We start from the raw sequence: 13,655 nt of genomic DNA, 5'->3' as shown, positions 1-13,655 counted from the left end.
CGTCCGCGGTTTTTTCATGGCTCCTGCGCCATCAGGATTTTGACGTCGCGCCGGTAGCCATGCAGGCGCTTCAGCGCGCTTTCCCGTTGCGCGACCGAGGTGCTGTTGTGGACGGTGGCGGCGCTGTCGCAGCCCTCGCGCAGCAGGGTTTCCTGGTACTTGCGCAGGGCCGGGTCGGGCGTGTCGAAGGCTCGCTCCAGCACGCCGTGGATGGCGGCGCGGGCCTCGGCCAACGAGGGGTTGCCGGCCTGCAGTTTTTCCAGCGTCTGCAGCACGTCCTGCTGCCGGCGCAGGGATTCGGCGTGGCTGCGCTGCGCATCGAAACTCGAGCGCTCGATCTGCAATCGGATCGCGTCGCGCTGCGCGCCGTCGAGGCGGCCGTACATCGTCTCGCTGCGCTCGAGCACCTGCTTGAAGCGCAAGGCGCGCTGCTCGGGCAGCGTCGCCTCCAGCCACTCCTTGCGGTACTCGGCGTTGTTGCGCTCGAACTTCCTGCGCATGTTGACGATCTGCTGCGGCTCCAGATCCAGTGCGGCGATGGTCAGCGGCGCCTCGGCTTTCTGCGCCAGGGCCATCAGGCGGGTGCGGATGCCTTCGGCGATCTGGCAGGTCTGCGCCGGCACCACATTCTGCGGCACCAGCTTTTCTGCCTGGGCCAGCAGTGTGTCGATCCGGGGCAGTTCGGCCATACGGTGCCACTGCTGCAGCGCGGCCAGGTCCTCGCGCACCTTGCGGGTCTGGTCGCCCTCGAAATCGACATACCCGTCGAGCCACCAATAGGCGATCTCGGGCGACTGGTTGTAGCCCAGCTTGATCGCGCTGCAGCCCTGCAGCGCGACGAGCGCCACCGCGATGCCGGTCGCACCGATAATCCGCCACCAGAGCCCCGGCACGCGCCGGGGCGGTACGGCAGGCAGCCGAAAAGGAGCGTTCATGGCGGTTTTGGATGTGGTGGTGATGGCTGCGGGCAAGGGTACCCGCATGAAAAGCCGCCTCCCGAAAGTGTTACACCGGCTTGCCGGCAGGCCGATGGTGCAGCACGTGCTCGACACCGTCGCCCCGCTCGGCGCGCGGCGGGTGGTGGTGGTGACCGGCCACGGCGCCGCGCTGGTGGAGTCGGCGCTGACCGAGGCCGTCGGCGCGCCGGACGCCGCGCCCTTCGAACTGCGCTTCGCCCGCCAGGAACCGCAGCTCGGCACCGGCCACGCGGTGCAGCAGGCCGCACCGCAGCTGAGCGCCGAGGGCACGGTGCTGGTCCTCAACGGCGACGTACCCCTGATCGCCGCCGCCACCCTGCGCGCGATGCAGGCGGCGGCCGCCACCGGCGCGCTGGCCCTGCTCACGATCGCGCTGGACGACCCCACCGGCTACGGCCGCATCGTGCGCGACGGCGACGCGGTGCGCGGCATCGTCGAGCACAAGGACGCGACCGAGGCCCAGCGCGCGATCCGCGAGACCTATACCGGCGTGATGGCGGTCCCGGCCGACCGGCTGGCCGGCTGGCTCTCGCGCCTCTCCGACACCAACGCCCAGGGCGAGTACTACCTGACCGACATCGTCGCCATGGCCGTGGCCGACGGCGTGCCGGTGGTGGGCGTGCCGACGACCGACGCGGTCGAGGTGGCCGGCGTCAACAGCCCGGTGCAGCTCGCCGCGCTGGAGCGCGCCTTCCAGCGCCGCAACGCCGACGCGCTGATGGAGGCCGGCACCCGCCTGGCCGACCCGGCCCGCATCGACGTGCGCGGCACGCTCAGCTGCGACGCCGATGTCGAGATCGATGTCGGCTGCGTCTTCGAGGGCACGGTGCACCTGGGCGAGGGCGTGCGGATCGGCGCGCACTGCGTCGTCGCCGACGCGCGGATCGCCGCCGGCGCGGTGGTGCATCCGTTCACCCACATCGCCGGCGACCGGGCGGGTGTGCAGGTGGGCGAGCGCGCCATCGTCGGCCCCTTCGCCCGGCTGCGGCCCGGCGCCCGGCTGGGGCGCGAAGTGCACATCGGCAATTTCGTCGAGGTGAAGAACTCCACGATGGCCGACGGCGCCAAGGCCAACCACCTGGCCTACCTGGGCGACGCCGTGGTGGGTGCGCGGGTCAACTACGGCGCCGGCAGCATCACCGCCAACTACGACGGCGCCCACAAGCACACCACCACCATCGGCGACGACGTCAATGTGGGCAGCAACTGCGTGCTGGTGGCGCCGGTGACGCTGGGCGCCCGCACCACCGTGGCCGGCGGCTCCACCATCACCAAGGACACGCCGCCAGGCACCCTGGCCGTGGCGCGGGGCCGGCAGGTCTGCATCTCAAGCTGGAAGCGCCCGTCCAAGCAGGCCGGCTGACCGCCGATGGATGCCCCGTCCGCTCCGCCCGAACCGCGCGACCTGCAGGCCCTGCGCGCCGCCCTGGCCGCGCGCGACGCCGAGCTGGCCGCCGTCCGCGCCGAGCTGGAGGACTTTTTCCGCGTCGCCTCCCACGATCTGCGCGCCCCGCTGCGTCACCTGAAGGCCTTCGGCCAGCTGCTGCGCGAGCGGGTCGAGGACCTGGGCCGCGACCCGGAGACGCTGAGCTTCCTCGACACGATGGAGCGGTCGGCGCAGCAGATGGCCCGGATGGTCGACGGCCTGCTGGAGCTGTCGCGCATCGGCCGCGCGCCGCTGGTGCCGCAGCCGCTGGACGTGGCGGCGCTGGTGCAGGAGGCGCGCCAGGCCCTGGCGCTGCCGCCGCAGCCGGTGGCGTGGCGGGTGGCGGCCGACATCCCGCGCTGTCTGGGCGATCCGGTCCTGGTGCGGCTGGCGCTGCAGCACCTGCTCTCCAACGCCGTCAAGTTCAGCGCGAAGCGGCCGGCGCCCGAGATCGCGGTGGGCTGGCAGCTGGGGGGCGAGGGACAGATCGAGATCGTCGTGCGCGACAACGGCGCCGGCTTCAACCCGGCTGCGGCAGGCAAGCTGTTCGGCGTGTTCGAGCGGCTGCACAGCAGCGCGGAGTTCGACGGCCTGGGCATCGGCCTGGCGGCGGTGCGCCGCATCGCCCAGCGCCACGGCGGCACCGCCCAGGCCGAGGGCCAGCGCGACGCCGGCTGCACCGTGCGCTTCAGCCTGCCGGCCGTCGTGCCGGCGTGATGCTATTGTTTCGATAGCTGGAGGTCGGCGCTAATCGTCGGCCAGCGGCACTTTCGGCTCGAATTTCGCGCAGTGGATGCTGAAGAAGGCCTTGACGCTGCGCACATGCAGATCGGCATGGAACAGCCGCTGTGCCAGCGCCATGTAGCCCGGCATGTCCCGCACCCGCACCACCAGCATGAAATCCGGCCCCGGCGAGACGCGGTAGCACTGCTGCACCGCGTCGTCGGCGCAGGCGCGGGCCTCGAAGCGGGCCAGCCGCTCGGCGTCCTGCGCGTCGAGCGCCAGCTCGACCAGGGCGGTGAGGCCGTGGCCGATCAGGGGAGCGAGCTTGTCGCCGTCGAGCAGCGCGACCTGCCGGGCGATCACGCCGGATTCGACCAGCCGGCGTACCCGGCGCAGGCCGGTGGGCGGCGAGATGCCGGCTGCCTCCGCCAGGGCCTGGTTGCTGCGGGAGGCGTCGGTCTGCAGCATTTCCAGCAGGCGCAAGTCGGTCTCGTCGAGCGTGATTTCGTTCATTTGTGGAGCTTGTGTGAACGAATATTGGGGCGCATGTGCTGAGTGAAAGATGCGATCGGAAGGTGGCGATAAGTGCCTGATTATTTCATGGCGCCGGTTCTAGCATCGGGTCCTTTCCTTTTCATACAAGGCACCACCATGTGCGGCATCGTCGGCGCGGTCTCCACCCGCAACATCGTCCCTATCCTCGTACAGGGTCTGCAGCGGCTCGAATACCGGGGCTACGACTCCTGCGGCGTCGCGGTGTACGACACCGAAGCGGTGATGACGCCCGAGGGCCCGCTGAGCCGCACCCGCAGCACCTCGCGCGTGGCCGAGCTGATGGAGCAGGTCAAGGCCGGCGCGGTGCAGGGCACCACCGGCATCGCCCACACCCGCTGGGCGACGCATGGCGCCCCGGCGGTGCACAACGCGCATCCGCACTTCAGCCACGGCCCCGGCGGCTACGACCAGGGCCCGGGCCGGATCGCGTTGGTGCACAACGGCATCATCGAGAACCACGACGCGCTGCGCGGCGGCTTGGTCGCCAAGGGCTACGAGTTCGCCAGCCAGACCGACACAGAGGTCATCGCCCACCTGATCGACAGCCTGTACGACGGCGATCTGTTCGAGGCGGTGCAGGCCGCCATCGTGCAACTGCGCGGCGCCTACGCGATCGCCGTGTTCTGCCGCGACGAGCCGCACCGCGTGGTCGGCGCTCGCGCCGGCTCGCCGCTGATTTTGGGCGTGGGCCAGGCCGGCGAACATTTCCTGGCCAGCGACGCGATGGCGCTCGCCGGCGTGACCGACCAGATCGTCTACCTGGAAGAGGGAGACGTGGTCGACCTGCAGCTGGGCCGCTTCTGGATCGTGCAGCGCCACAAGGACGGCAGCGGCGTCCGCCCGGTCGATGCCGCGGCCCGCCCGGTGCGCACGGTGCAGGCCCACAGCGGCGCGGCCGACCTGGGCCCGTACCGCCACTACATGCAGAAGGAAATCTTCGAGCAGCCGCGCGCCATCGCCGATACGCTCGAAGGCATCGAGGGCATCGTGCCCGAGTTGTTCGACGGCGCGCCCTCGCACGACGGCGCCACAGGTGCCAGTGCCTGGCGCGTTTTCGAGGAAATCGACAACGTCCTGATCCTGGCCTGCGGCACCAGCTACTACAGCGGATGCACCGCCAAGTACTGGCTCGAATCGATCGCCAAGGTCCCGACCCAGGTAGAGATCGCGAGCGAGTACCGCTACCGCAGCAGTGTGCCCAACCCGCGCACCCTGGTCGTCACCATCAGCCAGTCGGGCGAAACGGCCGACACCCTGGCCGCGCTGCAGCACGCCCGCAGCCTGGGCATGGAGCAGACCCTCACCATCTGCAACGTGGCCACCAGCGCGATGGTGCGCGAATGCAAGCTGGCTTACATCACCCGCGCCGGCACCGAGATCGGCGTGGCCTCCACCAAGGCCTTCACCACCCAGCTGGCCGGCCTCTTCCTGCTGACGCTGACGCTGGCCCAGTCGCGCGGCCACCTCGACGCCGAGGCCGAGGCGATACACCTGAAGGCGATGCGCCACCTGCCGGTCGCGCTGCAGGCAGTGCTGGCCCTGGAGCCGCAGATCATCGACTGGGCCGAGGCCTTCGCCGGCAAGGACCACGCCCTGTTCCTGGGCCGCGGCCTGCACTACCCGATCGCGCTGGAAGGCGCGCTCAAGCTCAAGGAAGTGACCTACATCCACGCCGAGGCCTATGCCGCCGGCGAGCTGAAGCACGGCCCCCTGGCCCTGGTGACCAGCGAGATGCCGGTCGTCACCGTCGCGCCCAACGACACGCTGCTGGAAAAGTTGAAGAGCAACCTGCAGGAAGTGCGCGCCCGCGGCGGTGTGCTGTACGTGCTGGCCGACGCCGACACCCATATCGAGCAGGCCGAGGGCCTGCACGTGATCCGCATGCCGGAGCACTACGGCGCGCTGAGCCCGCTGCTGCACGTGGTGCCGCTGCAACTGCTGGCGTACCACACGGCCTGCGCACGGGGCACCGACGTGGACAAGCCGCGCAACCTGGCCAAGAGCGTGACGGTGGAGTGATCCACCGGGGCGGGCGCCTCGGACGCACGGTATCTGCGGTAACGGATCTCCGCGATACCCGGGGTGCCTAGCGTCATGGTGTATGACATGCTCCAGCGCTTGTCTTGGAACGAGGTGATTCTTTCCGTCGCTAGTTCCACGGGCGCCGATGCAACCATCCGCCTGGAGTGTCCCGCGTCGCGAGCGTCGGCAGCGTCCTGCTGACACCTACCGCAGCGGTATACGCCTTATTTTGCGTTGTAGCCTGGCTGAAAAATGATGTATAGCGGCCCCTGCGTCCCCGCGTTCCAGGTCCAAGACGTCGAAGTGCAAAGAGAGCTTTGACCGCAGACATTCGTGCCCGGCGAGGGACTGTGCAAATCTATGGAATTGTTCCGTGTTCCTGTATGCCACTGCGTTTGCGTCGAACCGCTGAAGGCGGTGCCCGTAATGGCATAGCTCAGCGGCCACTTCGACTTGTCGGTGGCGCAAAGATCGCCCCCCGACGAGCTCGCCTTGGCCTCGACGTAGCCTACCGAGACGCAGGTCACGCCTGCGTTGGACACAGTCAATGTGGCGGAGTGGCCCTTTTCATGCATGCAATGCGTTCCCGATCCACCAGGCGTCACGTTGACGGTCATGGGTACGGAGGGTTTGCTGGTCAAGTAGACGCAGGCGTTGACGTTGGCGCCCGCACCAGCGTGAGCCATGCCGGCCGTCAATGTCGCCGTGAGAAGCACGCCAGTCCGCGACAAGTTTTTGTCCACGGTCATTTCGATCTCCTTTCCAAGTGAACTAAAAATACGGGCCATCCGCTCTCACAACAAAGCGAGCAGAACAGCCCCCACCAACACCAGTGCCGCATCGGCGGCACTTTCTATCCCCACGGCCGCGGCCGCGCCCGCCACAGCTTCGGCTGCCATCGAGGTGGCCGCCGACACCGTCGCGGTGGCAGTCGCGGTCGCCGCGGTGGCGGTCTCCACCACGGCGCCAGCGACCGAGGCGAGCGCGGTACCGACGTAGCCCACCGCCGTGCTGGCGGCCGCTGTGACGACCGGTGCCGCGACGGTGACGCCCGTCCCGACCATTCCGCCCACGGCGCCTCCGGCCAACGCGCCCATAGTTCCCCCTACATAAGCGCCCAACCCGCTCCCTACCACTGCACCGATGGCGGACGCGGTCAATGCTCCACCGCCCGCGGCCACGGCACTGACCGTGGCTATCGCCGTCGTTCCTGCCGCAGCCACCGCCAGCACCGGTGCGGAAGCCGTGATCGCGGCCGCGGCCGCGGTAGCAGCCACGCCGCCGAGGATGCCCGCGGCCACCGCCCCTCCGCCGACCGCCGCGCTGGCCACCGCCGTTGCGCCCGTGATGAACGCTACGATGGCGGGTCCGTAAGTGATGGCGGCATAGGTCAAGGCGACGGCGGCCACCGCGCCCACACCCGCACCGACGCCGACGGCCACGTCATCGTGCCCTGAGGGGTCGACATTGTTGACGGGGTCTCCGCTGCAATACGCGTAGCGGTTGTCCACGGACTTGCTGTCCCGGGAAATGAAGCGCATGGTGACCGGGTCGTAGAAGCGGGCCCGCAGGTAGACGAGGTTGTTGTCTATATCCTTGTATTCCTGGTTCCACCCGAAGTTGTTGCTGGCGTCCATGCCCACCGAGCTATCTGCCTGGAGCCCATACGCCGAATACGAGGTTCCGCCGATCAGGGTTTCGCCGCCGTCGAGCTCCGTGCTGCAACCTAGCACCGTGTCTTGGCGGCGGTTGGTTCCGTAGTAGAAAGGCGAGGCGTCGCCGCAATAGGAGGCGAATCGCTTCGAACCCACCATCAGGAAATGCGTCATTGCGTCCCCTTGCGTCGTGTTAATCGCCTGCTGGAGGTTGTCGTAATACATGCCTACCGTGGAGGCTTCGCTGGTGCGCGTGGCCAGTAGCTCGTTCGGGTAGTACGTGTAGCTCGTCGCGCCAACGGCGTCTTCCACACCGAGCAGCTGACCTGGCACATCGTATGTATAGTGGTTACCCGCACCATCGACGACGAGCCTGCCGTTGGTGTCGAACTCTTGCGTGCTAGGCTGACCAGAATTGCTGGCGAACGAGATCAGTTGGTCGATATTGTTGTATGTGTAGGAGGTCGAGTGCCCTGCCGCCGGACCGGTCGACTGCAGGACGTTGCCGTTGCCGTCGTATTGGAAAGTTTGCGCGCTGATCGTCTGGCTGGAATTTCCCGTGAGGGTGTCACTCGTGACTTGGCCAAACGCGTCGTAGGAAATCGTCCGTTGGTGGTTGACGGTCGTCGCAGTGGTGATTTGCGACGACGACGCATTGGAGATCAGTTTGTCCAGCGCGTTAAAAACTCCTAGCTCGCTCAGCAGCGTCACATCCTTGGTGGACACGCGCTGCAGGCCGTTTTTGCGCCCTTGCGCGTCGTATCGATAGGTCTCGGTATAGTTGTCGGCCAGGATTACGCCCAGGGGCGCGCCCAGCATCAGGTTCACTGCGGGATCGGCGCAATAGAGATGCGTGAGCACGTCGTTAGCCGTGCTCACGCTCAGGATCTGGTTCTGCGGCGTGTACGTATAAGTAGTCGTTGCACCGCCGAAATCCTGCTGGCTGATCGCTCGGCTGTACCCGTCCAATATATAGCTGAGCTTCTTTCCGTCCGGATACGTAATGGACGTGAGCACGCCGTCTATCGAGTAGGTATTGGCGACGGACCCGCTCGCATTGCTGGTTTCCAGCAGGCGGCCGGCGGCATCGTAGGTATAAGCGGTTGTCTTGGCGACACCATTTTCCAACCAAGATTCGCTGGCCTTGTAGCCGTCGGCCTTGTAGGTGTACTCGATGACACTCCCGTCAAATAGCGTCTTGCTGACCAGATGCTGGTCGCAGTCGTAGCGGAACGACTCTGACTGTCCCGCATTGTTGGTCAGTAGAGTCATCTGACCTAGAGCATCGAATTGCCGAGAGTCACCCGTTACTGTATAGACACGACCGTCCGGATAGGTGACGGTCTTCGTTTGGCTAACCTTTTTCCGGTTTAGATCGTAGACCGACTGTTTCAGTCGGGTCGTGCCGTTGGGCGCGCTGAAGTTCGCGCTGATGCGCTGTGACTCGGGGTCGTAGGCGTAACTCTTCGTGTGCAGCACGGTCGCCACGCCTGCTGTCACTTGGCTGGTCGTCTTCCAGGTCAGGTTATTGAAGCCGTCGTATCCCGAAGCCCGACTCATGGTGTATTGGGCCGTCTTGTCCGAACTCATCGTATTTGGATATCGCTCTTCCATGACCGCACGGCCGAAACTGTCCGTGACGACCTTCGTTTGCGCGATCCCGTTGATGCTGGTAATCGTCGAATTGGATGCGAAGTCGTAGGCGAGCGTGGTCTTGTTGCTCAGCGGGTCGACTGATCGCGTCGGCTTGCCCAGCGAGTTGAAAGCGCTTGTGGTCGCATTGCCAAACTTGTCGATGTGGGTGACGACGTTTCCCAGTACATCGTATTGCTTCTGCGTCAGTAACCTCAGCGGCGTGGAATCGTTTGGATTCACGTTGTCGTAGGTGGCGATCGTTCGTCCCAGAGGATCGGTAACGGTCTTGATCTGGTAGCCCAGCGGGTCAATCACTATCGCGCTGTTCTCGCCGTCAGAAACGAAGGTTTTGTAAGCATGCGTTGTCTGCCGCCCCGAAGGCGAGGTCTTGGTGACGAGCCGACCCAACTGGTCGTAGGCGTATGTGGTGGTCGAGCCGGAAGATGTAATCTCGAGCACCTTCTGCCCGTACAGGGTGCTGATCGCATGCAGGCTGGCAAATCCCAGCGCATCGGTAATCGTCGTCCCGACGGTGAAGTTCGCAGCGTCGTAGGCATACACGAAGGCGCTCGAGGTTTGCTGCACGCCTGGCACGTCGGCAGCGGCCCACTTGATGGTTACGGAGACCTCGCGCCCACTCGAGTCGTAGCTTTGGCTGCGCGTCTTCCAGCCATTCCACGTGGTCCCGCCGTCGTGGCTGTAGTTGACGGTGGAGGTTGCGATGGACTTGCTGTCCAGCGTGAGCGTGTTCACCGTCCGTATACCTTGGTTGGTGGCGTCCGTCTTGGTGGCCGAGTCCACCAGCGTGGTGATCGGAGAGTCTTGTGTGAAATAAGACGCCGTCTCGACCAGGTTCATGACATACGCTTGAGATGAGTCGCTCCACGCACTGGTCTGCTTCGATGTCGTATTGCCGAAGTCGTCGTACTCATAGGTTATTTGTGTTTGCGGCACGCCGAGCGTGCTGTGCAGAGCGAAGAACAGCTGTTGCGTCTGCTTCGGACTCAGGTAGTTGGGCTGCTGGTTGTAAGCGTCCGCTGCAATGTTGTAGAGCGAATTCGTCTGCTGGTAGCCAAGCTGCACGCCTTCGTCGTCGATAACGTACGTGTTCTGCATGATCGGCACATGCGCGAAACTGTAGAAGATGTTCGTCAGCGAACGGATGGTGCCGGCTTGATCGAGGGTGCGCACTTCCACATCGTAGACATAGGCCGTGTTATTGCTGTCCAGCAGGCCGTCCGAACTGCTGGACAGTGAATAGCCACCCGTGAACCCCGTGAACGTATTTCCGCCGGATTGTGTGCCGTAGGTGTATTGATAATGCGCCAGCAAGGCGTTTTTCGGATCCAGCAAATACAGGTCCGACACGGCCGGGATGGCATACGAATTTCCCGATTGATCCAGGAATCCAATAGTGGTGTAGACCACATTGGTCGTCTTCCCGGAGGGATAGGTGACGGTACTGATGACACTGAAGTCGTTCTGCGTCGTGTAGTTGAATATCGTCGCGTCACCAATCAGATCGACCACGCTGTAGACATGACCGGCATCCGTGTTGATTGTGACCGGCAGTCCGTTCGGCAAGGTAACGACGATCTGGCCCAGTTCGTAGGTGAACGTAGTTTTCTGCCCGAAGCTGTCGATGATATAAGCGAGCAGATTGCCTTGCGGCTCGGGCGTGTACGCGTAGTAGACGTAGCTGCCGTACCGGTTTGCCTTCATCAGCAGCGCGCCGGTGCTGTCGAAGTAGCAAACAGAGCCGTCGGTGTCTGAGTAGGTGAATTGGTACTCTACGCCGTACTGGCCATGGGGCAGCGGCTGGCTCACGATGTTATCCACGAACTTGACGCCGTGATTGTTCACGTACTTGAGCCCCGATGCATAGCCCGTCGCATCCGTCCAGAAAGGATCGACGATGTAGCGCGAGCCCTTGATTCCTATCGCGCTGCCAGACGCGATCGACGGTATGCCGAAGCTCCAGTTGGTGGGCAAACCCAGCGTGCCACCGCCGCCAAGCGAATAGGATAGATTGATCTTCAACCCGATGTCTTCGGTGACTCCTACGAGATCGGCGATCGGGATGTTGAGCAGCAACGATCCTGAATTCGGAATCACATCTTCAATTGCGCTAGAAATGCGGTTGAGTGCTTGCGAACCATCAAAAGAGTAAGTCATTTTTTTCTCAGTTGATTGCGGTCTGTTTCCGGACACTCAGCGCCAACCAGTCAATCTGGTGGAGACTGGAATTCTTCCAAAGCGGAAATTCAGTATGAGTCGACGGGCGCGGCGACGGTGTCTGGGCCTCCGACGCCGCAGTGGAATTCGAACAGCGAGCCTTGGAAAAGGTTGTTCGAGCGGATGACGTAGATACTGGCTGAATGGATGGTATATCGAATTTTTGGCAGCGACAATACAATTTCCGTTTTGCGCCGCAAACAGACCTGCGCCTGCGAGGCATCAGCTCGTACTTCTTCCGATCGCATCATTGGGCCTCTATCTTTAGGGCGTGTCATGCGACCCTGCCCCTGGCCCCTGGCCCCTGGCCCCTGGCCCCTGGCCGCTGCCGCGCCCGCGTGAAGGCGTGGCGCCGACCGTGCCCCCTCACTTCACGCCGATCAGCTCCCGGATCCCCGTAGCCAGCGCCTCCAGCGGAAACGGCTTGGTCAGCACTTTCATGCCCGGGGCCAAGTGCCCGTTGCCGACGACGCTGTTCTCGGCGTAGCCGGTGATGAACATCACCTTCAGGGCAGGCCGGCGTTCGCGGCCGGCGTCGGCCATCTGACGGCCGTTCATCCCGCCGGGCAGGCCGACATCGGTGATCAGCAGGTCGATGCGGGCGTCCGACTGCAGGAGCTTCAGGCCCGCGAGGCTGTCGGCGGCTTCGAGCGCGGTGTAGCCCAGCTCCTCCAGCACCTCGGCCACCAGCATGCGGACGGAGGGTTCGTCGTCCACCACCAGCACGGTGGCGCTCTGCTCGGCACGGGCGATGTCCGGGAGGCGGGGCATCGCGTCGTCGCCGTCGGCCTCGCCGTAGTGGCGCGGCAGGTAGATGCAGACCGTCGTGCCCTGACCGACTTCCGAGTAGATGCGCACCTGGCCGCCCGACTGCTGGGCGAAGCCGTGGATCATCGACAGGCCGAGGCCGGTGCCCTCGCCGATCGGCTTGGTGGTGAAGAAGGGCTCGAACACCCGGGCGATCACCTCGGGCGACATGCCGGTGCCGGTATCCGTCACGCAGAGCGAGAGGTACTGGCCTTCCTGGATGCGGTACTTCGCCGCGGCGGGCCGGTCCATCCACCTGTTGGCGGTCTCGATGGTGATGCGGCCGCCGTCGGGCATCGCGTCGCGCGCGTTGATACACAGGTTGAGCAGCGCGTTCTCCAGCTGGCCGGGGTCGCCAGCGCGGGCCACAGGCCGGCGGCGCCCACCACTTCCAGCGCGACCGCCGGGCCGATGGTGCGGCGGATCAGCTCCTCCATGCCGCCGACCAGCCGGTTGACGTCGGTGGGCTTGGGCAGCAGCGTCTGTCGGCGCGAGAACGCAAGCAGCCGGTGGGTGAGCGCGGCCGCGCGCTTGGTGGCCCCCTGGGCGACCGAGACGTAGCGCTCCAGGTCGCCGAAGCGACCCTGCTGCATCTTGGCGTTCATCAGCTCCAGCGCGCCGGAAATGCCGGCCAGCAGGTTGTTGAAGTCGTGCGCCAGGCCGCCGGTCAACTGGCCCACGGCCTCCATCTTCTGGGACTGGCGCAGCTGCTCCTCGGCCCGCATCAGCTCGGCCGTCCGTTCGGCCACGCGTTGCTCCAGCGTCTCGTTCAGGGCGCGCAGCTCGGCGGCGTTGCGGTCGCGCTCTGCTTCGACCGTACGCCGCTCCTCTACGTCGATCAGCACGCCGGGAAAGCTGGTGGGCGTGCCGTCGGCGCCATGATCGACCCGGCCGCTTGCCTCGATCCAGTAGTACTTGCGGTCGGCGCGCAGCACCCGGTACTGGTGCGCGTAGGCGCCGCCGCGCTGGACGGCCTCGCCGATCGCCCGGGCCAGGCCGTCGCGGTCGTCCGGATGCACCGTGGCGACCACCTGCGCGAGGCTCAGGCCCTCGCGGCCCAGCGCCGGGTCGAGCCCGAACGCGATGGCGAACGCCTCGTCCACGGTGAACCGGTCGGTCGGCAGGTCCCAGTGCCAGGTGCCGATGATGGCGCCGGCCGCGAGCGCCAGCTGCACCCGCTCGACGTTCTCGCGCGCGATCGCCTCGCTGGCGCGCAGCCGGTCCTCCGCCAGCCGGCGGTCGGTGACGTCGTTGAAGAAGATGGCGATCTGCCGAAGTTGCGGATCGCCGACACGGATCGCCCGCACCTCGAACCAGCGGCCGAACGCCTTGGCGTAGTTCTCGAAGCTGGCCGGCTCGCCGGTCCGGGCGACGTGGCCGTAGGTGTCGAACCAGAAGCGCTCCAGGTCGGGCGCGAACTCGGTCACCCACTTGCCGCGCAGGTTGACGCCGGCCTGCCGCTCGAAGGCCGGGTTGGCCTCGAGAAAGCGGTAGTCGATCGGGCGGTCGTCGGCGTCGAACTTCACCTCGACGATCGCGAAAGCGGTCTCTACCGTCTCCAGCAGCGTCTTGAAGCGGTCCTGGGTGTCACGCAGGCGCTCGTCCACATCGTGCTGCCGC

7 protein-coding genes and 1 pseudogene are annotated in these 13,655 nt (G+C 65.6%); 3 read left to right on the top strand and 5 right to left on the bottom strand.

Features of this window, described 5'->3' with window-relative positions:
• Nucleotides 1–14: 14 nt before the first annotated feature.
• Complete coding sequence (locus DFQ15_RS08920) at nt 15–935, bottom strand: DUF6279 family lipoprotein (protein WP_146228705.1); 921 nt, start codon at nt 933–935, stop codon at nt 15–17.
• Here DFQ15_RS08920 and glmU point away from each other — a divergent pair.
• Entirely contained in the window at nt 934–2,340 is a 1,407-nt protein-coding gene (glmU, locus tag DFQ15_RS08915; RefSeq protein ID WP_110465649.1) for a bifunctional UDP-N-acetylglucosamine diphosphorylase/glucosamine-1-phosphate N-acetyltransferase GlmU, read from the top strand. The two genes, DFQ15_RS08920 and glmU, sit on opposite strands and share 2 nt — an antisense overlap.
• A gap of 6 nt (nt 2,341–2,346) precedes the next feature.
• Entirely contained in the window at nt 2,347–3,120 is a 774-nt protein-coding gene (locus tag DFQ15_RS08910) for a sensor histidine kinase (RefSeq protein ID WP_110465648.1), read from the top strand.
• Nucleotides 3,121–3,150: 30 nt separating this feature from the next.
• Here DFQ15_RS08910 and DFQ15_RS08905 read toward each other — a convergent pair whose 3' ends face one another.
• A complete protein-coding gene (locus DFQ15_RS08905) occupies nt 3,151–3,639 on the bottom strand; it encodes an Lrp/AsnC family transcriptional regulator (protein WP_110465647.1) in 489 nt (162 codons plus the stop codon).
• 138 nt (nt 3,640–3,777) lie between these two features.
• On the opposite strand from DFQ15_RS08905, the gene glmS reads away from it, so the two are divergent.
• Nucleotides 3,778–5,700, top strand: coding sequence for a glutamine--fructose-6-phosphate transaminase (isomerizing) (gene glmS / locus DFQ15_RS08900; protein WP_110465646.1), 1,923 nt, complete (start codon nt 3,778–3,780; stop codon nt 5,698–5,700).
• A gap of 227 nt (nt 5,701–5,927) precedes the next feature.
• Here glmS and DFQ15_RS08895 read toward each other — a convergent pair whose 3' ends face one another.
• The 3 genes and pseudogenes from DFQ15_RS08895 to DFQ15_RS08885 form a co-directional block, all read right to left on the bottom strand.
• The gene (locus DFQ15_RS08895; protein WP_199399846.1) at nt 5,928–6,452 is read right to left on the bottom strand and encodes a hypothetical protein; all 525 of its coding nucleotides are present in this window, start codon (nt 6,450–6,452) and stop codon (nt 5,928–5,930) included.
• Between the two features lie 45 nt (nt 6,453–6,497).
• Nucleotides 6,498–11,168 carry an RHS repeat-associated core domain-containing protein gene (locus DFQ15_RS08890; protein WP_110465645.1) on the bottom strand — a complete coding sequence of 1,557 codons (4,671 nt, stop codon included), beginning with the start codon at nt 11,166–11,168 and terminating at the stop codon, nt 6,498–6,500.
• A gap of 426 nt (nt 11,169–11,594) precedes the next feature.
• Nucleotides 11,595–13,642, bottom strand: a pseudogene (locus DFQ15_RS08885) (ATP-binding protein).
• Nucleotides 13,643–13,655 lie beyond the last annotated feature (13 nt).

The sequence above is a fragment of the Xylophilus ampelinus genome (genome assembly GCF_003217575.1).
In the GTDB taxonomy this organism is placed as follows: Bacteria; Pseudomonadota; Gammaproteobacteria; order Burkholderiales; family Burkholderiaceae_C; genus Xylophilus; species Xylophilus ampelinus.
This window is presented reverse-complemented; position numbering and strand designations above follow the sequence as displayed.